At 62.4% G+C, this 20,944-nt stretch carries 21 protein-coding genes; 7 read left to right on the top strand and 14 right to left on the bottom strand.

Annotated features, from left to right (window positions below):
* The first annotated feature begins 28 nt into the window (after positions 1-28).
* Positions 29-397, top strand: coding sequence for a YbaY family lipoprotein (locus ACLEJR_RS07625; RefSeq protein ID WP_440813337.1), 369 nt, complete (start codon positions 29-31; stop codon positions 395-397).
* 32 nt (positions 398-429) lie between these two features.
* Complete coding sequence (locus ACLEJR_RS07630; protein ID WP_440813106.1) at positions 430-1,119, top strand: DUF4197 domain-containing protein; 690 nt, start codon at positions 430-432, stop codon at positions 1,117-1,119.
* 187 nt (positions 1,120-1,306) lie between these two features.
* Here the strand turns inward: ACLEJR_RS07630 and ACLEJR_RS07635 are convergent, their stop codons facing one another.
* Positions 1,307-4,372 (bottom strand): efflux RND transporter permease subunit, encoded by a 3,066-nt coding sequence (locus ACLEJR_RS07635; RefSeq protein ID WP_440813107.1) that lies wholly within the window; start codon positions 4,370-4,372, stop codon positions 1,307-1,309.
* 6 nt (positions 4,373-4,378) lie between these two features.
* Positions 4,379-5,479, bottom strand: a complete 1,101-nt coding sequence (locus tag ACLEJR_RS07640) for an efflux RND transporter periplasmic adaptor subunit (protein ID WP_440813109.1) — start codon at positions 5,477-5,479, stop codon at positions 4,379-4,381.
* Between the two features lie 94 nt (positions 5,480-5,573).
* Here ACLEJR_RS07640 and ACLEJR_RS07645 point away from each other — a divergent pair, with 94 nt between their 5' ends.
* Positions 5,574-6,209, top strand: coding sequence for a TetR/AcrR family transcriptional regulator (locus tag ACLEJR_RS07645; RefSeq protein ID WP_440813110.1), 636 nt, complete (start codon positions 5,574-5,576; stop codon positions 6,207-6,209).
* 267 nt (positions 6,210-6,476) lie between these two features.
* Here the strand turns inward: ACLEJR_RS07645 and ACLEJR_RS07650 are convergent, their stop codons facing one another.
* Positions 6,477-7,259, bottom strand: coding sequence for a class I SAM-dependent methyltransferase (locus ACLEJR_RS07650; RefSeq protein WP_440813113.1), 783 nt, complete (start codon positions 7,257-7,259; stop codon positions 6,477-6,479).
* A 93-nt stretch (positions 7,260-7,352) separates the two neighbouring features.
* Between ACLEJR_RS07650 and ACLEJR_RS07655 the strand changes: the two genes are divergently transcribed.
* A complete protein-coding gene (locus ACLEJR_RS07655; protein WP_440791240.1) occupies positions 7,353-7,973 on the top strand; it encodes an energy transducer TonB in 621 nt (206 codons plus the stop codon).
* A gap of 1 nt (position 7,974) precedes the next feature.
* Here the strand turns inward: ACLEJR_RS07655 and ACLEJR_RS07660 are convergent, their stop codons facing one another.
* The 7 genes from ACLEJR_RS07660 to ppc form a co-directional block, all read right to left on the bottom strand.
* Positions 7,975-8,673, bottom strand: coding sequence for an extensin-like domain-containing protein (locus tag ACLEJR_RS07660; protein ID WP_440813115.1), 699 nt, complete (start codon positions 8,671-8,673; stop codon positions 7,975-7,977).
* Positions 8,674-8,686: 13 nt separating this feature from the next.
* On the bottom strand, positions 8,687-9,511 hold the full coding sequence (locus tag ACLEJR_RS07665) for an isocitrate lyase/PEP mutase family protein (RefSeq protein ID WP_440813116.1): 825 nt from the start codon (positions 9,509-9,511) through the stop codon (positions 8,687-8,689).
* 32 nt (positions 9,512-9,543) lie between these two features.
* Positions 9,544-10,404, bottom strand: a complete 861-nt coding sequence (locus ACLEJR_RS07670; RefSeq protein WP_440791246.1) for a DUF72 domain-containing protein — start codon at positions 10,402-10,404, stop codon at positions 9,544-9,546.
* Positions 10,404-10,712 (bottom strand): hypothetical protein, encoded by a 309-nt coding sequence (locus tag ACLEJR_RS07675; protein WP_440791248.1) that lies wholly within the window; start codon positions 10,710-10,712, stop codon positions 10,404-10,406. The genes ACLEJR_RS07670 and ACLEJR_RS07675 overlap by 1 nt, the downstream gene beginning before the upstream one ends.
* Positions 10,713-11,024: 312 nt before the next feature.
* Entirely contained in the window at positions 11,025-11,702 is a 678-nt protein-coding gene (gene tsaB, locus ACLEJR_RS07680) for a tRNA (adenosine(37)-N6)-threonylcarbamoyltransferase complex dimerization subunit type 1 TsaB (RefSeq protein WP_440813119.1), read from the bottom strand.
* Positions 11,703-11,795: 93 nt separating this feature from the next.
* Positions 11,796-12,446 (bottom strand): adenylate kinase, encoded by a 651-nt coding sequence (gene adk / locus ACLEJR_RS07685; protein WP_440791252.1) that lies wholly within the window; start codon positions 12,444-12,446, stop codon positions 11,796-11,798.
* Positions 12,447-12,736: 290 nt separating this feature from the next.
* Positions 12,737-15,367 carry a phosphoenolpyruvate carboxylase gene (gene ppc / locus ACLEJR_RS07690; protein ID WP_440813121.1) on the bottom strand — a complete coding sequence of 877 codons (2,631 nt, stop codon included), beginning with the start codon at positions 15,365-15,367 and terminating at the stop codon, positions 12,737-12,739.
* Between the two features lie 205 nt (positions 15,368-15,572).
* Here ppc and ACLEJR_RS07695 point away from each other — a divergent pair, with 205 nt between their 5' ends.
* The 3 genes from ACLEJR_RS07695 (at position 15,573) to ACLEJR_RS07705 (ending at position 17,454) form a co-directional block, all read left to right on the top strand.
* A complete protein-coding gene (locus tag ACLEJR_RS07695; protein WP_440791255.1) occupies positions 15,573-15,917 on the top strand; it encodes a pilin assembly protein in 345 nt (114 codons plus the stop codon).
* A 282-nt stretch (positions 15,918-16,199) separates the two neighbouring features.
* Positions 16,200-16,613 carry a DUF4398 domain-containing protein gene (locus ACLEJR_RS07700; RefSeq protein ID WP_440813124.1) on the top strand — a complete coding sequence of 138 codons (414 nt, stop codon included), beginning with the start codon at positions 16,200-16,202 and terminating at the stop codon, positions 16,611-16,613.
* A gap of 52 nt (positions 16,614-16,665) precedes the next feature.
* Positions 16,666-17,454 (top strand): OmpA family protein, encoded by a 789-nt coding sequence (locus ACLEJR_RS07705; protein ID WP_440791636.1) that lies wholly within the window; start codon positions 16,666-16,668, stop codon positions 17,452-17,454.
* A gap of 191 nt (positions 17,455-17,645) precedes the next feature.
* On the opposite strand, the gene ACLEJR_RS07710 is transcribed toward ACLEJR_RS07705, so the two are convergent.
* From ACLEJR_RS07710 to ACLEJR_RS07725, 4 genes are all read right to left on the bottom strand, one after another.
* Entirely contained in the window at positions 17,646-17,975 is a 330-nt protein-coding gene (locus tag ACLEJR_RS07710; protein WP_041024802.1) for a hypothetical protein, read from the bottom strand.
* Positions 17,972-18,877 carry an alpha/beta hydrolase gene (locus tag ACLEJR_RS07715; RefSeq protein ID WP_440813125.1) on the bottom strand — a complete coding sequence of 302 codons (906 nt, stop codon included), beginning with the start codon at positions 18,875-18,877 and terminating at the stop codon, positions 17,972-17,974. Before ACLEJR_RS07715 ends, ACLEJR_RS07710 begins: the two co-directional genes overlap by 4 nt.
* 145 nt (positions 18,878-19,022) lie before the next feature.
* Positions 19,023-20,300 (bottom strand): flavohemoglobin expression-modulating QEGLA motif protein, encoded by a 1,278-nt coding sequence (locus ACLEJR_RS07720; RefSeq protein ID WP_440791261.1) that lies wholly within the window; start codon positions 20,298-20,300, stop codon positions 19,023-19,025.
* 35 nt (positions 20,301-20,335) lie between these two features.
* Entirely contained in the window at positions 20,336-20,893 is a 558-nt protein-coding gene (locus tag ACLEJR_RS07725; protein ID WP_440813127.1) for a hypothetical protein, read from the bottom strand.
* Between the last annotated feature and the right edge of the window lie 51 nt (positions 20,894-20,944).

The raw sequence follows: 20,944 nt of genomic DNA on the forward strand, positions 1-20,944 counted from the left end.
AATCGCTCTGTTTGCATCCATCGCCCTGATGGCCGCCTGCCAATCGGCGCCATCCCCTACCGCCACCGTCGCGTCCTTGGACGGTGAAGTCTTCTACCTGCAACGCATCGCCCTGCCGCCCAACGCCACCTTGAGCGTGAGCCTGCAGGATGTCTCGCTGGCCGACGCGCCAGCCGTGGTGCTCGACGAGCAGAGCGGCCCGGTCAACGGCCAGGTCCCACTGCCGTTCCACCTCAGTTATGATCCCACCCGGGTCAAGCCCGGCCATCGCTACGCCGTCAGCGCCCGCATCGAGGCGGACGGCCAGTTGATGTTCATCACCACCGAGCAACACCCCGTGCAGCTCGACGGTAAGGACCCGCAACCGTTGAAGATCCGCGTCAACGCCGCACGCTGATTGCCTCTCCAAACTTCTTCAAGGACGCCACCATGTTCCGTTCTACCCTCCGTTTCACCGGCCTGTGCGCGGGCCTGCTGATCTGCGCCAACGCCATGGCCCTGTCCTTGGGCGACCTGTCGCAAAAGGATGCCACCGGCGGCCTCAAGGATGCCCTGACCCAGGGCGCGCAAGTGGCGGTCAAGCAACTGGGCACGCCGGGCGGTTTCAGCAATAACCCGGACGTGAAGATCGAGCTGCCGGGCAAGCTCGGCAAAGTCGCCAGCAAGATGAAGGCCTTCGGCATGGGCGAACAGGTCGATCAACTGGAAACCAGCATGAACCAGGCCGCCGAAGCGGCGGTGGTCCAGGCCCAGCCGATCCTGGTCAACGCGGTGAAGAACATGAGCGTGGACGATGCCAAGGGCATCCTGAGCGGTGGCAATGACTCGGCGACGCAATACCTGAACAAGAGCAGCCGCGAGCAGATCCGCGCCAAGTTCCTGCCCATCGTCAAGCAAGCCACCGACAAGGTCGGTCTGGCTCAGAAATACAACACCTTCGCCGGCCAGGCCGCGTCCCTCGGCGTGGTGGACGCCAAGAGCGCGAACATCGAGAACTACGTGACCGAACAGGCGCTGGACGGGTTGTTCGAAATGATCGGCAAACAGGAAGCCACCATTCGCCAAAACCCGGCTGCCGCGGCGACCAGCCTGGCGAAGAAGGTGTTCGGGACGCTCTAAGCCCCCACATAAAACAAACTGTGGGAGCCTGCTCGCGATGAAAATACTACATACCTGACAAACTACATGACCTGTGGCGAGGGAGCTTGCTCCCGCTGGGCCGCGCAGCGGCCCCAAGCGTTTGCGGTTGCTGCGCAACCGAGCGGGAGCAAGCTCCCTCGCCACAGTTTCGGAGTGCAGTGGCGTGTCAGGCCTTCTTGACCCTGAACCACGCCGCATACAGCGCCGGCAGGAACAACAGCGTCAACGCCGTCGCCACGATCAGCCCGCCCATGATCGCCACGGCCATCGGGCCGAAGAACAGGCTGCGCGACAGCGGGATCATCGCCAGCACCGCCGCCAGTGCGGTGAGCACGATGGGTCGGAAACGGCGCACGGTCGCTTCGATGATCGCCTGCCAAGGCGTGAGCCCGGCTGCGATGTCCTGCTCGATCTGATCCACCAGGATCACCGAGTTGCGCATGATCATTCCCGAGAGCGCGATGGTGCCGAGCATGGCGACGAACCCGAACGGCTGGCGGAACACCAGCAAGAACAGCGTGACGCCGATCAAGCCCAGAGGCGCGGTCAGAAACACCATCGCCGTGCGTGAGAAGCTGCGCAGTTGCAGCATCAGCAGCGTCAACACCACGACGATGAACAACGGCACCCCGGCATTCACCGACTTCTGTCCACGGGCCGAATCCTCCACCGTACCGCCGACTTCCAGCAGATAACCGTCCGGCAGCTCGGCACGAATCGGATCCAGGGTCGGGAAGATCTGCTGCACCAGGGACGCCGGTTGTTCCTTGCCGTAAATATCCGCCCGCACGGTCACGCTCGGCAGGCGGTTGCGGTGCCAGATCACGCCCTCTTCGAAGCCGTACTCCAACGTCGCGATCTGCGACAGCGCAACGCTGCGCCCATTCTCGGTAGGCACCGCCAGGCTCGGCAACAACGACAGCTCGGTGCGCTCGTGCACCGTGCCCCGCAGCAGGATCTCGATCAGCTCGTTGTCTTCACGGTACTGGCTGACGCTGGACCCGGTCAGGGAACTGCGCAGGAAGCTCGCCAGGTTGGCGGTGCTCACGCCCAGGGCACGGGCACGGTCCTGATCGACGTTCAGGTACACCACCTTGCTCGGTTCTTCCCAGTCCAGGTGCACATTGGTCACATAGGGGTTTTCGCGAACCTTCGTCGCCACTTTCCGCGCCAGAGCCCGGACTTCCTCGATGTGCTCCCCGGTCACGCGAAACTGCACCGGGTAGCCCACCGGCGGACCGTTTTCCAAGCGCGTGACCCGCGAGCGCAGGGTCGGGAATTGTTCGTTCAAGGTGCTGATCAACCAGCTGCGCAGCGGCTCGCGGTCTTCGATGGTCTTGGCCAGCACCACAAACTGGGCGAAGCTGGACGCCGGCAGTTGTTGATCCAGCGGCAGGTAGAAGCGCGGTGAACCGGTGCCGACATAAGCGACATAGTTATCGATGCCGGGGTGATCCTTGAGCAGCGCCTCCAGACGCTTGACCTGCTCGGCGGTGTTACTCAGGGACGCGCCTTCTTCAAGTTTCAAATCGACCATCAGCTCCAGCCGCCCCGACGCCGGGAAGAACTGCTGCGGTACAAAACGGAACAGCACCACCGAGCCGACGAACAACAGCACGGTCAGGGTGATGACGGTCTTGCGCCGCTGCACGCACCATTCCACCAACCGCCGCACGCGCTGGTAGAACGGCGTGCCGTAGGGATCGGGCTGGCCGTGACCACTGCCATGCCTGGCTGCATGGATTTTCGCCAGGTCCGGCAGCAGCCGCTCACCCAGGTAGGGCACGAACACCACCGCGGCCACCCAGGACGCCAGCAAGGCCAGGGTCACCACTTGGAAAATCGAGCGGGTGTATTCGCCGGTCCCTGATTGCGCGGTGGCGATAGGCAGGAAGCCCGCCGCGGTGATCAGCGTACCGGTGAGCATCGGGAACGCGGTGCTGGTCCAGGCGAAACTGGCGGCCTTGAGCCGGTCGAAGCCCTGCTCCATCTTGATCGCCATCATCTCCACCGCAATGATCGCATCATCCACCAGCAATCCGAGAGCCAGCACCAGCGCACCGAGGGAGATCTTGTGCAGGCCGATCCCCAGGTAGTACATCGCGGCAAAGGTCATCGCCAGCACCAGCGGAATCGCCAGGGCCACCACCATCCCGGTGCGCAGCCCCAGGGAAAAGAAGCTCACCAGCAGCACGATCACCAGCGCCTCCACCAGCACCCGGACGAACTCGCCGACGCCGGTCTTCACCGCCGCCGGCTGATCGGAGACCTTGCGCAACTGCATGCCTGCGGGAAGATTGTTCTGGATCCGGGCAAACTCGGCTTCCAGGGCCTTGCCCAGCACCAGGATGTCACCGCCCTCCTTCATCGCCACGGCCAGGCCGATGGCGTCCTTGCCCATGAAGCGCATGCGCGGCGCCGGTGGATCGTTGAAACCACGACGTACATCGGCGACATCGCTGATACGGAACGTGCGGTCGGCGACGCGGATCGGGAAGTTGCGGATCTCCTCCACGGTCTGGAAATTGCCCGAGACCCGTAGCTGCAAACGCTCGCTGCTGGTTTCGAAGAACCCTGCGGTGGACACCGCATTCTGCTCCTCAAGGGCCTGCTGGACCGCCGCCATCGGCAGGCCGAGGGTGGCCAGCTTGACGTTCGACAGCTCGATCCAGATCTTTTCGTCCTGCAAGCCGATCAGTTCGACCTTGCCGGTGTCCTTGACCCGTTGCAGCTGGATCTGGATACGGTCGGCGTAATCCTTGAGTACCGCGTAGTCGAAACCGTCACCGGTGAGCGCGTAGATATTGCCAAAAGTCGTGCCGAACTCATCGTTGAAAAACGGCCCCTGGATGCCCGGCGGCAAGGTGTGGCGAATGTCGCTGACCTTCTTGCGGATCTGATACCAAAGCTCGGGAATCTGCGCCGAATGCAGGGAGTCACGGGCCATGAACGTCACCTGGGATTCACCAGGGCGAGAGAACGAAACGATCCGTTCATAATCGCCGGTCTCCATCAGTTTCTTTTCAATGCGCTCGGTGACCTGGCGCGAGACTTCCTCGGCGGTCGCTCCCGGCCAGTTGGTCCGAATGACCATGGCCTTGAAGGTGAACGGCGGGTCTTCGCTCTGCCCCAGTTTGGTGTAGGAAAGCGCGCCAACGATGGCCAGCAACAGCATCAGGAACAGTACGATCTGGCGATTGCGCAGCGCCCATTCGGAAAGATTGAAACCCATCGGGGATTACTCCTTGGCCGCCAGGTTGACGACGCGATTGGAGCGATCCACCGGCCGCACCTTCTGCCCGTCGAGCAGCACGTGCACGCCCGCCGCGATCACCCAGTCATTGGCGCCGAGGCCTTCGAGCACCGGGACGGTTTTTTCGCCAAAGGCGCCGACCCGGACCGGGACTTTCTTCACCGTGCTGTCAGGGTTGACCACCCAGACATAGCTCGCACCGTTCTCCGCCGTCAGGGCTGACAATGGCACGGCCAGCGGCACCTTGTCGGCGGTCTGGATAAACACTCGGGCACTCTGGCCCAGTTCGGCCGGCACACTGCCAGCGTTAAAGGCAACACGGGCCGCGAAGGTACGAGACCTGGGGTCGGCGGCCGGGGAAAGTTCGCGAATGCGACCGCTGAAACGCTGGTCGGGCTGGCTCCACAGTTCCACCGAGACCGGCTGACCAACCTTGAACCGGCCAAAGCTCTGTTCCGGCAGGCTGATCAGCACTTCACGCTCACCGTCGGTGGCCAGGGTGAAGACGGTTTGCCCAGCCGACACCACTTGCCCGACTTCCACTGCACGGCGGGCGACCACGCCATCCTGGGGAGCACGCAGCACCGAGTAGCTGGCCTGGTTGCTGGCTACATCGAACTCGGCCTTGATCTGCTTGAGTCGCGCGCTGCCTGCGCGATAGAGGTTTTCGGCGTTGTCGTATTGCGAACGGCTGACCATCTGCCGCTCCATCAGGGTCTTGTAGCGATCACGCTCGGCGCGCACCAGGTTCAGGTTGGCCTCGGCGGCAGCGACCTGGGCCCGGGTCGCTTCCAGTTGCAACCGGACATCTTCGGGATCGAGCTCAGCCAGCGGCTGATTGGCCTTGACCCGCTGCCCCTCTTCAACCAGCCGCCGGCTCACTTTACCGCCGATGCGAAACGCCAGGTCAGGCTCGAACCGCGCGCGTACTTCGCCGGGATAACTCTCTGTCGCCTGGGCTGAAGGCTCGGGCTTGACCACCATGGCCGGGCGCACGGCGACGGCCACCGGCTCGTCATGGCCACACGCAGACAATAAAAAAGCCAGGCTGACTGGCACGGCGAGGGACAACGCATAGCGGAACATGGCGGGCGACCTTTCGCTAATGATGCTTGGAATAATTATACTGGCGAGTATGTTATTAATAGCAAACTGACCAGTCCAGTATTAAAGCGAAGAAATGTCGAACAATCTTTCAACTCCCAGCGGCCCCGGCCGTCCGAAGGACCTGGCCAAGCGCCAGGCCATTCTTGACGCGGCCAAACGCCTGTTCGTGAGCCTGGGTTACGCCAGTACCAGCATGGACGCAGTCGCCACCGAGGCGGGCGTTTCCAAGCTGACGGTGTACAGCCATTTCAATGACAAGGAGACGTTGTTTTCCGCCGCCGTGATCGCCAAATGCGAGGAGCAGGTACCGCCGCTGTTCTTCGAATGGCCGGACGGCGCTGCGATTGAACAGGTGTTGTTGAACATCGCCCGCGGCTTTCACCAGTTGATCAACAGCGAAGAGTCGGTGAATCTGCATCGGGTGATCATGGCCTTGGGCAGCCAGGATCCGAAACTCTCGGCGATTTTCTACGAGGCCGGCCCGCAGCGGATGCTGTCCGGCATGGAGCGCCTGCTGAACAAGGTCAACCAGAGCGGCGCCTTGAACATCGACAAACCCCGCAATGCCGCCGAGCATTTCTTTTGCCTGATCAAGGGCGCGGCGAATTTCCGGCTGCTGTATGGCTGCGGCGCCCCGCTGGGACCCGAAGCGGCCGAAGCCCATGTGCAGGAGGTGGTGGGGTTGTTTGTGCGGGCTTACAGGCCTTAGATTTTCATTGCCCGGACCGGCCTCATCGCGAGCAAGCTCGCTCCCACAGTTTTGATCGAGGTGCCCACAGAATCCATGTCCACCGCAGCCCCCCTGTGGGAGCGGGCTTGCCCGCGAAAGCGTCGGCACAATCAAGATCTGCACCCACTGACCCACCGCTATCGCGAGCAAGCTCGCTCCCACAGTGATCTATGTTGTTTGCAGGATTTGCGGCACACCACAGGACCCCGTGGGAGCGAGCCTGCTCGCGATGGGGGCGCCGCGGTCTCAGGCCTTGAGCGCTTTCTTGGGATAAATATCGTAGCGACTGGATTTTCCCTCAAGCCCGTGGCTCGGCTTCGGCCCTTCGATGCACGGGGCCTTTCTCGGGCGCTTGACCACCACCCGGTGGGTCGCCAGGGCCAGGGCTGCGGCGAGCAGCGCCGGGGCGTCGGGGTCATCGCCCACCAGGGGACGGAACAGACGCATTTCCTTCTTCACCAGGGCCGTTTTCTCACGATGAGGAAACATCGGGTCCAGGTAGATGACCTGGGGTGGCTCCCCTTCCCAGTTGCGCATCACCTCGATGGAATTGCCCTTGAGCAAACGCATGCGGGCCACAATCGGCGCGACGTCGAAATCCTCCGCCGCACGGGCCAGGCCATCCTCCAGCAAGGCGCCGATCAGCGGCTGGCGCTCGATCAGGCTCATTTCACAGCCCAGGCTCGCCAGCACAAATGCATCCTTGCCCAACCCGGCTGTGGCATCCAGCACTCGCGGGCGCACGCCCTGGGCGATGCCGACCGCCTTGGCGATCATCTGGCCGCTGCCACCGCCGTACAGCCGACGATGGGCCGCGCCGCCCTCGACGAAGTCCACCCGCACCGGCCCCGGCGCGTCCGGGCCCAATTGCAGGAGTTGCAGCCCTTGTTCGCCGACTTGCAAGGCGAATTCGCCATCGTCTACCTGCAACGGCAAGTCGAGCCGCTGCGCCCAATGTTCGGCCTGCGCCTGGAAATTCGGGGCCAGGGCCTCGACATGGATGCGGCAGGCCGCCGGTTGTTCGCTCATGGAAAAACACGCTCAAAAAATTAAGGATCGGCAAAACCGGCCGATAACATCAGTGAACGGCATTTTGCCAGAGCTGAGCGTCGACCGAGAAAAATGTCAGACATTCATTCCATAGCGCCAGGCATCATCTCCCCCTACGGTGATTACCGCCTGCGCAACACCCAGGCCCTGAGCGGTGTCAGTCACCTGTGGCAGGATTTTTTTGCCCAGGCCCTGGCCGATCAGTTGGGTGATGCCGCTCCGGCGCCGGGTAGTTACCAGCCCGTTGCCCTGGATGAAAATGTCGAGCCGACCCTCGGCGCCGAGCTGCTGGACCACATTGTCAGCCAGCGCACTTGCGACGTGAAGGAAACCCTGGTGGCCCCGCCCGAGCCGCTGTTCCTGCCGATTGCTGAATTCGAACTCGACCTGCTGGACAAGCCCTTCCCACCCTTCCCGCCGGAAGAAATCACCGCCCAGCAAAAACAGCAGGATTTCGAAAGCCACTGGGTTCGCCCCATCGTCCTTGCCGCCGGCCAACCATTGCCAGAGCCCGGCCCGGCGCCACAGCCGCGCCCGCTGCACCTGCCTATCGCCGAGTTCGATCTCGACCTGCTGGACAAACCCTTCCCGCCGTTCCCGGAAGAAGAACTCGTGGCCCAGCAGAAAGAACTGGACTTCGACACCCGCTGGGCACGCCCGATCGTCTTGCAGAACCTGCGCATCGCCGCTTGATTCAGCGACAGATCCACCACGGCCCCACGTCCAGATGAAAATGGTTACGGTGCGCGGCGTTGTAATCCGGACTCAAGACCACACTGAACGTGTCACAGGCGCCGTCGCGCACCTGACGCAGGAAACGCGCGTCGTTGCTGTCTTTCGGCCAATCCCTGAGCACGCTGACCGTGCGCCCATCGGCCAGGCGAAAACCGGCGATGTCCAGCGCGCTGGCCGTGGCATGCTGGCTGCGCGCCCCGCTCTCACGCCCGTACATGTTGCGACAGGCGAAACTGCCGAGATGGTCGACCCGTGTGACTTTCTGCCCAAAGGCCGCTGCCGCCGCCGGTTGCAGCGCATGACGCTCGAACAGCGCGAACGCCACCGCCAGCGGACAACTGGCCAGAAAGCTGCTGCTCAACGCCACTTCACCGCCCTGAACCCGCAGCACATTGACCAGAGGGCAATCGGTCTTGGCGCCGCTATCAGCCTGGCGAGCGGTCCGCAGCCCGGAGGTCGCAATGGCCTGGTCGCACAGTTGCGGGTCGTTGCGCAGGGCCATGAGCTTGTAGCGGGTCAGCAGGTTCGGCGCCGCGTTGACGTCCAGGGGCGCCCAGGGATTCCATTGCGGCGGCAGTGACAGCCAACCGCGCCACACCGCGAACGCCGCAACGCCAATCAATAGCCCTAGCACCAGTAATCCTTTCAGAACCCGCACGGCCATGCCTCGTTCATCGCCCCTTGAACAGCTCGTTGGCCTGCTTGAACGGCATCGAGCGCCGGGTGAAGGTGAACGTGCCCTGCTGCTGGATTTCCTCGGCAGCACGGAAAAACTCGCCATATGCCGCCAAGGCCAGCGCCGACCCGACACTGATGCGCTTGACGCCCAGCTCGCTCAATTGCGCAACGGTCATGTCCAACGCGCCGGACATCAGCACATTCACCGGCTTCGGTGCCACGGCCTGTACCACCGCCAGCACTTGTCCGGCGGTGCTCAGCCCCGGGGCATACAACACATCGGCGCCGGCATCCGCAAAGGCTTTCAGGCGGCGAATCGTGTCGTCCAGGTCCGGATTACCATGCAGGAAGTTTTCCGCACGGGCAGTCAGCAGGAACGGATACGGCAAATTGCGCACCGCCTCGGCTGCGGCCTTGACCCGTGCCACGGCATGATCGAAGCAATAGATCGGGCTGTCCTCACGCCCCGTGGCGTCCTCGATGGAGCCGCCCACCGCGCCGGCTTCTGCCGCACGCAGCAGGTTGCGGGCGCAATCCTCGGGCGCATCGGCAAAGCCGTTTTCCAGGTCTACTGCCACCGGCAGGTCGGTGGCCGCCACAATCGCCCGGACATTGGCCAGGGTGTCTTCCAGCCCCACCGCACCATCGGGCCGCGCCAGGGAAAACGCATGGCCGGCACTGGTCGTCGCCAGGGCCTGGAATCCAAGAGAGGCGAGCATTTTGGCGGACCCGGCATCCCACGGGTTGGGGATGACAAACGCCCCTTCACGTTCATGCAGGGCCTTGAAGGCCTGGGCTCGTCGAATTTGCGCATCCATGGTGTTCGCTCCTGGGCAGGGAAGAGTGCGCCTCAGAGCAAACCGAGTTGCTCGGCGGCGGGCTCTCTGTATAGCTCAGGCAAGGCCGGCAAGCCAGGCAATCGACGCATCAATCGACTGTGGAAGTGTTGCGCCAGTTTTGCCGCCAGCCGGTTATCGGCGGTGTGCAGGAAAATGTAAGGCGTGCGCCCTTCTTCGATCCAGCCGGCGATTTTCTCCACCCACGGGGTCAGGAACGATTCGTTGGCTTCCAACACCGGATGCCCGATGAAACGCACCTGCGGACACTGTGTGAACGCCGTGGGCCTGGGCGGCACACGGGGCTTTTTCGATTGGGCGTGGAGCACCGAGGGATCGGTGGAGGTACAACTGAACAAGGCCCGAGGGTCGAGGCAGATGCGCTCGATGCCCCGATCCAGCAGCAGGCGATTGAGACGTCGCTCAGCCTCGCCCTTGGCGAAAAACTCGGCGTGGCGGACTTCTACCGCCAACGGCCCGTCGAAGGCATCGATAAAACCTGCCAGCTCTGGCAGCCGATGGGGCGTGAAGGCCTTGGACAACTGCAACCAGTACGGCGAAACCCGCTGTCCCAATGGGCTGAGCAGTTGCACGAAGGTTTCGATAGCCGTCTGATGCTCGCGCAAGTCGCCGTTGTGGCTGATGTCGCCGGGCAGCTTGGCGGTGAAGCGAAAGTGCTCGGGCATGCTCTCGGCCCAGCGCTGGACAATGGTCGCAGACGGGCTCGCGTAGAAGGTCGTGTTGCCTTCCACGGCGTTGAACACTTGGGAATAGAGATTGAGGAAATCGGAGCTTTTGGCATCCTGGGGATACAGATAGTCACGCCAGGCGTTTTCGCTCCAGGACGGACAGCCCAGGTAGTAAGGCAACACCATCAGATGTAGAGGTCGAGACCCAGCACTTCCATATCCCAATCGACGAAGCCGGCGGTGCTCAGGTAGCTGGCCAGGGCCGTCGCCACGCTGCGACTCATGGAGCGGTGATACAGCATGTCCTGCTGGCGGGCCGGAAGATTGCTCAGGCGTTGCGCGGAAGCCTTGGCGGCGCGGGCGGCCAATTGTTCTTCAGATGGGGTTTCCAACTCACCATCGATGTCATCGAAAGACTCGGGCTCGGCAGCCTTGCTCGCACGAGGCTTGCGCTTGATGGGATAGGACTGAGAGGAAACGCCGTCTATACGCATGACAAAATGCTCGGTATCAGTGATGGCAATTTAGCGGCACTTTCCTGGCCGCGCAAACGCGCAAGTGATAACTAGAACACATAAAGCCGAAAAGGTTTAAAAACCCGGGGAAAAAGTGACGACTGGTGGTATGGGGTGTGACTTTGCGACTGGGAAATGACTTTCGAGAGAAACGCATCCCCCTGTGGCGAGGGAGCTTGCTCCCGCTGGGTCGCGAAGCGGCCCCAAAAAGCGATGAGTGCTTCGCACTCAAGCGGGAGCAAGCTCCCTCGCCACAACGCTGCCCACTCAAATGTTCATCGCTATAGAGATTTACCGCTCAGACTTGGGAACAGCAACCTTATCGCGCAAATACACCGGTTGCGCATCGTCCGCCGGAATGACTTCGCCGCGCTCCCAGGCGAAGCGGGCCAGGGCCAGCAGGTCTTGCGCATGGGGCAGCGCGGTTGCGTCTCGGCCGCTGAGGTTGACGGCGATCCGCTCGCCATAGCCCCAGCCGGTGCCGGCGCCGAACCAGTCGCCGTCAGCACCCGCTGGCAATGTCGCCGCTTCCGGTGGCAGTACCGCTTCAGCGCCTACCAGACGCATTTCGCCATCGGTTTCGCGATAGCAACCCCAGTACACCTCGTCCATGCGCGCATCGATGGCCGCCGCCACTTGTCGGGCGCCATGCTCACGCAACGCACGCTGGGCCAGTACCGCCAGGTTGGAAACCGGCAACACCGGTCGTTCCAGGGCAAAGGCCAAGCCCTGCACCACGCCGATGGCAATCCGTACGCCGGTAAAGGCTCCAGGCCCGCGACCGAAGGCAATCGCATCCACTTGCTGCAAGGTCACTCCGGCATCGCCAAGCAGTTGCTGAATCATCGGCAAGAGTTTCTGGGCATGCAGGCGCGGGATCACCTCGTAATGGCTCGTGACCTTGCCGTCGTGCAGCAAGGCAACAGAGCAGGCTTCAGTCGCGGTGTCCAGGGCCAGCAAGGTGCTCATCGGTGTGTCCGTAAATCAGGTGGGAAAAAGTGCGCCAGTATAAACAACTACGGCCCGCAAGCGGGCCGTGGATGATTGCAGCAATCGGACTTTTCAGCTCAGCGCTTGAAGCACCTTGCCGGTGATGGCTTCTACCGAACCGACGCCGGCGATGTGACTGTACTTCGGCTTGCCCTGGGTCTTGGCCGACAACTGCTGATAGAAGGCTACCAGCGGCTTGGTCTGGGAATGGTAGACCGACAGGCGATGGCGCACGGTTTCCTCGGTATCGTCCTTGCGCTGCACCAGCTCTTCACCGGTGATGTCGTCCTTGCCGGCGAGTTTCGGCGGGTTGTACACGGTGTGGTAGACGCGACCCGACGGCTCGTGGACGCGACGACCGGCGATGCGCTGGACGATCTCCTCGTCATCGACGGCGATTTCAACCACGTGATCGAGCTCCACGCCGGCCTCTACCAGGGCTTCGGCCTGGGGAATGGTGCGTGGGAAACCGTCGAACAAAAAGCCATTGGCGCAATCGGCCTGAGCGATACGGTCCTTGACCAGGGCGATGATCAGGTCATCCGATACCAGGCCGCCGGCATCCATGATGCTCTTGGCCTTGACGCCCAACTCCGTGCCGGCCTTGACCGCGGCGCGCAGCATGTCGCCGGTGGAGATTTGCGGGATACCGAATTTTTCGGTGATGAACTTTGCCTGAGTACCTTTACCGGCCCCGGGAGCTCCCAGCAGAATGACGCGCATCGATGTGCTCCTCAATTTTTTTATGTAAACGCTCGGATTCGCCTCGTGGGGCCAATCTCGCAAAACGGGTTGGTGACCGCCCAAACGGCCAAAGGCTGATCAAGATACACAGCAGGCCCCACCCACACAAGCCGCCAAAAGTCGGAGGAACCGGCCCCCGGCGCGACCTTCGGAGGAGGTTGCAAGCGTCGCAACCCGACAACAAACTGTCGCCTGGCCGACCTGTTGCCTCCTCCTGCCGGGGAACGCCTTGAGCCTGTGGGCGGGCCGTTTCGGTAGGCTATCTGACTTTAGCCGGTGTTGCGCAAACCGGCGGCAATCCCTGCCACAGACACCAGCAACGCCTGTTCCACGGGGCTGCCCTGGGCGACTTCCGGCTTACGTGAGCGCGCCAGCAGTTCGGCCTGCAACAGGTGCAGCGGGTCGAGGTAGGTGTTGCGCAGGCGGATGAATTCCAGGGTCTCCGGGCTATGTGCCAGTAGCTGCGACTGACCGGTCAACCCGAGTACAACGGAGCAGGCCTGCGACAATAGGTCGCGTAAGTGCGCACCCAAAGGCAACAGTTCAGGTTCCACCAGACGTTCGTCGTAGGAGCGGGCGATATCGGCATCCGCCTTGGCCAGCACCATTTCCAGCATATCGATGCGGGTCCGGAAAAACGGCCATTGCTCGCGCATCTGGGCCAGCAAGGCGCCTTCGCCGCGCTCCAGCGCCTTGCCCAGTGCGGTTTCCCAGCCGAGCCAGGCCGGCAACATCAGGCGGGTCTGGGTCCAGCCGAAGATCCACGGAATGGCCCGTAGGCTCTCGATCCCGCCTGCCCGGCGCTTGGCCGGCCGGCTGCCGAGGGGCAAGCGGCCCAGCTCCTGCTCCGGCGTGGACTGACGAAAGTACTCGACGAATTGCGGGTTCTCCCGTACCACGGCGCGGTAGGCGTTGACGCCATCTGTGGCCAGCTCGTCCATCAGGTCTCGCCATTGCGGCGTCGGCGGCGGCGGTGGCAACAGCGTCGCCTCCAGCACGGCGGCCAGATAAAGATTGAGGTTCTGTTCGGCGATGTCCGGCAGGCCGAATTTGAAACGAATCATTTCGCCCTGTTCCGTGGTACGGAAGCGCCCGGCTACCGAGCCCGGCGGCTGGGACAGGATCGCCGCGTGCGCCGGACCGCCGCCACGCCCCACGGTGCCACCGCGACCGTGGAACAGCAGCAGTTCGACCTGCTGCTCGCGGCAGATCTCCACCAGGCATTCCTGGGCCCGATACTGCGCCCAGGCCGCCGCGGTGGTCCCGGCATCCTTTGCCGAATCGGAGTAGCCGATCATCACTTCCTGCGGCCCTTGCAGCCGCGAGCGATAGCCCGGCAGCAGCAACAATCGCTCGATCACCGGCCCGGCGTTGTCCAGGTCGGCCAGGGTTTCGAACAGCGGCACCACGCGCATCGGCCGCAGCACGCCGGACTCTTTCAACAACAGCTGCACCGCGAGTACATCGGAAGCCGCGCCGGCCATGGAAATGACGTACGACCCCAGGGACGCCGCCGGCGCCGCAGCGACTTCCCGGCAAGTGGCGAGGACTTCCGCCGTATCGGCCGAGGGCTTGAAATGCGCCGGCAGCAATGGACGGCGGTTGTTCAGCTCCTCCAGCAAAAAGCTGATGCGCTGTTCTTCGTTCCAGTCCTCGTAGCGGCCAAGACCCAGGTAATCGGTTATTTCGGTCATGGCCGCGGTATGGCGCGTCGAATCCTGGCGCACGTCGAGGCGCACCAGGAACAAGCCGAAGGTAACCGCCCGGCGCAGACAATCGAGCAGCGGCCCGTCGGCAATCACACCCATCCCGCATTCATGCAGTGACTGATAGCACAGCTCCAGCGGCTCCAGCAGTTCGCGGTTGTTCTGCAACACCTCGGCGGTGACCGGCGTGGCGGACTTCAGGGAAGCCTGGGCCCAGTTGCGCGTGGCCCGCAGGCGCTCACGCAGTTGCTTGAGCACGGCGCGATAGGGTTCTGCGCTGTCGCCCGCCTGGGCACGCAAGGCCTCGCTGGCTTTCTGCATGGACAGCTCGGCGGCGAGGTGGTCGACGTCCCGCAGATAAAGATCTGCCGCCATCCAGCGCGCCAGTAGCAAAACCTCACGAGTCACCGCCGCGGTGACATTCGGGTTGCCGTCACGGTCACCGCCCATCCACGAAGCGAAGCGGATCGGCGCCGCTTCCAGAGGCAGGCGCAGCCCCGTGGCGGCGTGCAGGGCCTGGTCGGCCTTGCGCAGGTAATTGGGAATGGCCTGCCACAGCGAATGCTCGATCACCGCGAATCCCCACTTCGCCTCGTCGACCGGCGTCGGCCGGGTGCGGCGGATTTCTTCGGTGTGCCAGGCTTCGGCGATCAGCCGCTGCAGGCGTTGGTGAATCTGGGCGCGCTCGGCGCTGGTCAGGTCGCGGTGATCCTGGGCTGCCAGTTGCGCGGCAATGGCATCGTATTTCTGGATCAGGGTGCGGCGCGCCACTTCCGTAGGGTGGGCCGTGAGCACCAGTTCGATCTCCAGGCGCGCCAACTGTCGGGCCAGGGACTCGGCGCCATGCCCCTCGGCCCGCAGTCGGCCGAGCAGCTCAGGCAAGACCCGCGCCTCGAAGGGCGCCGGCTGCGATTCCTCGCGGCGGTGGATCAACTGGTACTGCTCGGCGATGTTGGCGAGGTTGAGAAACTGGTTGAATGCCCGTGCCACGGGCAGCAATTCGTCTTCGCTCAATTGATTGAGACTGGCGCTGAGCTCGGCGTCCACGGAGCCACGGCGGTCGGCCTTGGCGCCCTTGCGGATCTGTTCGATCTTGTCGAGAAACGTGTCCCCGTACTGCTCGCGGATGGTATTGCCCAGCAGCTCGCCGAGCAGGTGAACATCCTCGCGCAGACGCGCATCGATATCGGTCATCAGCAGTTCTCCAGCAAAAGGTCCGGACAGCGATCGGATTAGACACATTGAGATAGACGCACTGGGTAAAGAGTGCCGATGCTGATCGTTTATGACAAGCGACGAAGGGTCTGTAAACCTTGTAGGACAAAGCTAGTCTGATGAATAAGCCACACAACGGCTTGTCACTCACCGCGCCGCCACGAGCAGGCTGATTGAGGTCATCATGAAAATCCGCGAGCTTGCCCAGCACTGGGAACAGAATGCCAAGGGTCGCTTGACCCAGACCGGCTACACGATTCATCTGGACATGGAAGCCGCCGCCCGCCTGGCGGCGATCTGCGACATGTACCCCAAGCGTCAGCCCGAAGAACTGTTGGGTGAATTGATCGGCGCAGCACTGGAAGAGCTTGAGGCGAGCTTCCCATACGTCAAGGGCTCGCAAGTCGTCTCCACCGATGAGGAAGGCGATCCGCTGTACGAAGACGTCGGCCCGACCCCGCGATTCCTCGCCTTGTCCCGTCGACACCTACAGCAACTCACTTCCCAGACAGACAAATCGAAACACTGAATCCTCCCCCATTTCGTCTCCCGGCACACTGTCCTGACTGCGCGACAAGTGCCGGGGATACCACCGCGCGCCTGGAAAGTTCAGCTTTTTAGCGCTGACCGATCAGTCAGCAATTGCTTTTTGGCGATTGGCCATCCCCGCTGAACTTTTGAAAAAAGCTTCAGGTCACACCGAATAACCATGCTGGAACGGTCGTTTGATAAACACCCTTGGCGCCAGCGCCACCTAGACGTCATGGCTGATGCCTCGGCATGGATATGTAGTTTTTTCAGGAGTTTTCCAATGGAGTTGAAGCCTATGAATACCTGCACTGCCAAACCCTCATCCGCGGGCCTGCGTGGCCTGAAATTGGCTGCCCTGGCCATCGGTAGCGGCTTCATCCTGGCCGGTTGCGCTGGCAACCCGCCTTCGGAGCAGTACGCCGTGACCCAATCGGCGGTCAACAGCGCCGTCACCGCAGGCGGTACCGAATTCGCCGCCGTGGAAATGAAGTCCGCCCAGGACAAGCTCAAGCAAGCCGAGCTGGCCATGCACGACAAGAAATACGACGAAGCCAAGCGTCTGGCCGAACAGGCCGAGTGGGACGCCCGCGTCGCCGAACGCAAGGCCCAGGCCGCCAAGGCTGAACAAGCGCTCAAGGATTCCCAGAAAGGGGTTCAGGAACTGCGTCAGGAAGGCATGAACAAGGTTCAGTAAACCTGTTCACGCCACGACGTATTGCCCATTGATAAAAGGACGACAGACTATGATGCACAAACATTTGATGATGCCCGCCCTGCTCGCCGCTTGCGTTGCACTGGCCGCTTGCTCTCACGATCCGAACGCCAACCTGGAACAGGCTCGCACCAACTACAACGGCCTGCAGGCCGACCCGGCCGCCACCAAGGTCGCCGCCCTGGAAACCAAGGACGCTGCCGACTTCCTGGCCAAGGCTGACAAGGCCTACCTGGACAAGGAAGACGAAGCCAAGGTCGACCAACTGGCCTACCTGACCAACCAGCGCGTTGAAGTGGCCAAGCAGACCATCGCCCTGCGCAACGCCGAAGCCGCGTTGAAAAACGCCGGCGACGAACGCGCCCGCGCCTTGCTCGACGCACGCAACGCGCAGATCAAGAAACTGCAGGACAGCCTGAACGCCAAGCAGACCGAACGCGGCACCCTGGTGACCTTCGGCGACGTGCTGTTTGCCACCAACAAGTCCGACCTGCGTGCCAGCGGCGTGTCCAATGTGAACAAACTGGCGCAATTCCTCCAGGAAAACCCGGACCGTAAGGTGATCATCGAGGGTTACACCGACAGCACCGGTTCGGATTCCTACAACCAGTCGCTGTCCGAGCGTCGCGCCAGCTCGGTGCGTACCGCCCTGGTGAAAATGGGCGTCGATCCGGCCCGTATCGTGACCCAGGGTTACGGCAAGGAGTTCCCGGTCGCCGACAACACCAGCGTCTCGGGCCGTGCCATGAACCGTCGTGTGGAAGTGACCATTTCCAACGACAACCAGCCAGTCGCCCCGCGTTCGAGCATGAGCGCCAACTGATCGGCTGAGTGCAACGCAAAAGCCCCGCCTGAGCGATCAGGCGGGGCTTTTCATTGGCATGTACTTCTCAAATGTGGGAGCGAGCTTGCTCGCGATAGCGGCAGTACATTCGATAAAGATATCGACTGAGCCACCGCTATCGCGAGCAAGCTCGCTCCCACAAGGGATAGCCGATGTTCAACAATCGGTGTCTATGGCTGAAGCTTCTGCGGCGTCTCCTGCCCCATGCAGCGCACGGCGCGCTTCTTCTCGTTGACCAATACGCCGGTCAGGCCTTTCTGTTCGGTGTCGAACAACACCAGCACGCCGTCGATGCACTGGGCCACCTGGGGCGCCGGCTCCAGGGAGACTTTGTAGTCTTCGCCCGGCACGGTCTTGAGCATGGTGAACTCGTTGAGCAGCAACGCATCCTCGGGCTTGGCGAAGTGCAGGTAGCCGTAGTACCACAGCACCGCGACGGTGCCGAGGATGCTACAGATGCCGGTGATGATCAGGGGGATGGCGTTACGTTCTTCGCTCATTGCGGGCTCTCTGGGGATTCAGCGGGTGATTTCGGATAATTCGGCACTTCGCCCAGGCGACGCAGGCCGTCGAAATGCCGGGGATCGTCGAGGTAGCGCAGCATCACGGTGCGCCAGGTCGGGTCGGCGAATGTCTGCACGTGCCCGCCGCGAGTCAATTGCAAGACCCTGGGCGGCGGCGCAGCTTGATACAGACGAATGCCATTGGAAAGCGGCACGATGGGATCATCGAGACTGTGGTAGATCAGTTTCGGCACCTCGCTCAGTTGCGCGATCGAGCCGATGGCACTGTCACCGTCGGGCACCAGCCAGGACAACGGCACCTGGAAGGCCCAGGTCAACCATGAAGTACTCAAGGCGAAACGCCCGACGTCGCGATAGCTGGCAGGTACGCCATCGAGCACCAGGGCCTTGAGCTGACCCTGGCGCTGTGGATGCTCCACCAGGTAATGCACTGCCAGCGCGCCACCCAGGCTCTGGCCGAGCAACACCAGTGGCTTGCCCTGGACCTCGGGCGACTGGTCGAGCCAGTTGAAGGCCGCATCGATGTCCTGGTAAATCGCCGGCAGGCTCGGCTCGCCTTCAGACACGCCGTACCCCCGGTAATCCACCATCAACACCTGATAACCCTGTTCCGGCAACCACCAACTGCCACCCAGGTGCCAGGCCAGGTTGCCGCCATTGCCGTGCAGGTGCAGCACCGTGCCCTTGACCTCGACGCCCTTTTTGACCGGCAACCACCAGCCGTGGAGCTTGAGGCCGTCGGCGGTGACGAGAGTCACGTCGCGGTAGTCGAGTCTGGCCCGCTCCGGGGTGAACGGCAGGCCGCGCTCGGGGTAGAACAGCAGCGAACTGCAACCACTGAGTGTCAATAGCAGGCAGATAATGCCGAGGGTTCGCATCCGGTGAAGCCTCGATGGAGGGTTGAAATGCAGGACCTGTGGGAGCGAGCTTGCTCGCGATGACGGTCGAACATTCAACATCTATGTCGACTGAACAACCGCTATCGCGAGCAAGCTCGCTCCCACATTTTTGACCGCGTTGTGGTTAAAGGATATTGGAATAATCCGCTTCGATCCGATCCAGGCTCAGGTGGTTCAGGAAGTTGGAGAAACACATCCAGGCCGACAGCGCGTTCATGTCGCGAAATTGCTCGGGCAGGTATTTGGGCGGTACGACCAGGCCCTCATCCACCAGTTGCCGCAGGGTGCGCATGTCTTCAAGGGTGGTCTTGCCGCAGAACAGCAGCGGCACTTGTTCCAGCTTGCCTTTGCGCACGGCCAGCTGAATGTAGTTGTAAACCATGATGAAGCCCTTGAGGTAGGACAAGTCTTTGGTGAATGGCAGACCGGTCGGCACCGAGCCACGGAAAACCCGGCTGGCGTTGCCGTAGCTTTCCGCCATCTCGAAGCCTTGCTCACGGAAGAATTCGAAGACCTGCAGAAAGTCGGCGCCCTCCTCCACCATGTGGATCGCGCGGGTGCGGTTGGTGAGTTTGCGCAGCCGACTCGGGTAGGAGGCGAAGGTGATGATTTCCATGAGGATCGCCAGGCCCTCCTGGGTCACCGTGGACGAGGGTGGCCCCTTGGACAGGAAGGTGCAGATCGGCTGGTTCAGGCCGTTGAGTGTGGTGCCGACATGCACCAGTCCTTCATGGACTTCCAGGGCCCGCACGTCGCGCTCGTTGAACATCGCATCGGTGCGGATCTTGATGTAGTCGGCGCCCGCCGCCGCGTCGGCCACGATGCCATCGGACTCGTACACCCGAATGGTTTCCTCGGCCTCGCCGAAGACCCGGTTCAGGCGGTGTTGCAGCAGATCGACGGCTTCCTTGGCACTGAGCACCTTGGGCTCGTCCTTCAAGTCGCCACGGCCGTCGATGTTGTTCAGGTAGTCGGACAGCATCAGGCCCAGGTCGGCCAGGGTCGGGTCGCCGGCATGGAACGCGTCGGACGCGGCGCCATACAACTCCTGGGAAATCAGCCCGAAATCCTCGGTCCCACGGGCTTCGAGCATGCGCACCACCATGCGGTATTCCTTGCACATGCGGCGCATGATCTGGCCCACTGGGTTGAACTGCCCGAGTTGGCGGGTGATGTCGCGCTCGATGTTCTGGAACTCCAGCTTCACTTTGCTGGAATCGAAGGACAGCGGCCGGTTGAGGTAATAATCGCGGTCCACCGCAGGCATTTCCTTGCCCTTGGCCTTAAGGAACCCCTTGCGGATGTTCTCGTCCCACTTCACCGCATCGAGGATGCGAATCGGCGTTTGCGCCAGCACAATGCGATCGGACAAGGTGCGTATCGTCTGCTGGTAATCGTCCACCCGGAACTCCTGTGAAAAAACGTCTGCCTGCTGCGTTATTGGGTTTTGTCCAGCCGCCGGTAGCGCACGGCCTCGGAGAACACATCGGAATTGGCCGGATCGTCGAGGTAACTGAAGACCGTGCGCATGTCGCTGTCTATCAGCACGCCATCACCTTCATCGCTCGGGTTCGCCTGGCCGCTGAGCCGCTTCTGGCCGATGGCCTGGTTGATCTGCTCCAGGTCCAGGTTGTAGACCACCAGTTCCTGCCGATCGGTCAGTTCAAAACCGGCGATGATGTAATGGCCGCCGAATCGGGCCGGCACCTTGGCCGACAGGTACCAGCGGCTGCCATGTCGGGAGACGGTCAGGGGGATGGCTTCGCGCTCCTGGGGGCGGGCCCGGAAGTAGCTGATGGCCTGGTAATGATGCTTGCTGACCTGGGTGAGTTCAAGATTCAGCGGCTCGCCCCAGGCATTGGTGCTGGTCCAGTGACCGAGCAGGCCCTTGGGCGCGGCTTCGCTGTCAGGCAACGGCGCCTTGAAAGACACCAGACAGCCACTGAGCAGCAGCAGCAACGACACGGCCAGTACAACGGCACGCCAGGCTTTCATTTGAACTCCCTATGGTAGACGACGCTTTTGTCTCTCTTGTGGCGAGGGAGC

This window comes from Pseudomonas sp. SMN5 (assembly GCF_052041925.1).
Classification (GTDB): domain Bacteria; phylum Pseudomonadota; class Gammaproteobacteria; order Pseudomonadales; family Pseudomonadaceae; genus Aquipseudomonas.

Coding starts and splice junctions, on each gene's coding strand:
- ACLEJR_RS07705 (WP_440791636.1), top strand. CDS start 16,666: ATGCACAAACATTTGATGATGCCCGCCCTGCTCGCCGCTTGCGTTGCA.
- ACLEJR_RS07665 (WP_440813116.1), bottom strand. CDS start 9,511: ATGGATGCGCAAATTCGACGAGCCCAGGCCTTCAAGGCCCTGCATGAA.
- ACLEJR_RS07675 (WP_440791248.1), bottom strand. CDS start 10,712: ATGCGTATAGACGGCGTTTCCTCTCAGTCCTATCCCATCAAGCGCAAG.
- adk (WP_440791252.1), bottom strand. CDS start 12,446: ATGCGCGTCATTCTGCTGGGAGCTCCCGGGGCCGGTAAAGGTACTCAG.
- ACLEJR_RS07700 (WP_440813124.1), top strand. CDS start 16,200: ATGGAGTTGAAGCCTATGAATACCTGCACTGCCAAACCCTCATCCGCG.
- ACLEJR_RS07645 (WP_440813110.1), top strand. CDS start 5,574: ATGTCGAACAATCTTTCAACTCCCAGCGGCCCCGGCCGTCCGAAGGAC.
- ACLEJR_RS07625 (WP_440813337.1), top strand. CDS start 29: ATGGCCGCCTGCCAATCGGCGCCATCCCCTACCGCCACCGTCGCGTCC.
- ACLEJR_RS07710 (WP_041024802.1), bottom strand. CDS start 17,975: ATGAGCGAAGAACGTAACGCCATCCCCCTGATCATCACCGGCATCTGT.
- ACLEJR_RS07655 (WP_440791240.1), top strand. CDS start 7,353: ATGTCAGACATTCATTCCATAGCGCCAGGCATCATCTCCCCCTACGGT.
- ACLEJR_RS07640 (WP_440813109.1), bottom strand. CDS start 5,479: ATGTTCCGCTATGCGTTGTCCCTCGCCGTGCCAGTCAGCCTGGCTTTT.
- ACLEJR_RS07635 (WP_440813107.1), bottom strand. CDS start 4,372: ATGGGTTTCAATCTTTCCGAATGGGCGCTGCGCAATCGCCAGATCGTA.
- tsaB (WP_440813119.1), bottom strand. CDS start 11,702: ATGAGCACCTTGCTGGCCCTGGACACCGCGACTGAAGCCTGCTCTGTT.
- ACLEJR_RS07670 (WP_440791246.1), bottom strand. CDS start 10,404: ATGGTGTTGCCTTACTACCTGGGCTGTCCGTCCTGGAGCGAAAACGCC.
- ACLEJR_RS07715 (WP_440813125.1), bottom strand. CDS start 18,877: ATGCGAACCCTCGGCATTATCTGCCTGCTATTGACACTCAGTGGTTGC.
- ACLEJR_RS07650 (WP_440813113.1), bottom strand. CDS start 7,259: ATGAGCGAACAACCGGCGGCCTGCCGCATCCATGTCGAGGCCCTGGCC.
- ACLEJR_RS07725 (WP_440813127.1), bottom strand. CDS start 20,893: ATGAAAGCCTGGCGTGCCGTTGTACTGGCCGTGTCGTTGCTGCTGCTG.
- ACLEJR_RS07695 (WP_440791255.1), top strand. CDS start 15,573: ATGAAAATCCGCGAGCTTGCCCAGCACTGGGAACAGAATGCCAAGGGT.
- ppc (WP_440813121.1), bottom strand. CDS start 15,367: ATGACCGATATCGATGCGCGTCTGCGCGAGGATGTTCACCTGCTCGGC.
- ACLEJR_RS07630 (WP_440813106.1), top strand. CDS start 430: ATGTTCCGTTCTACCCTCCGTTTCACCGGCCTGTGCGCGGGCCTGCTG.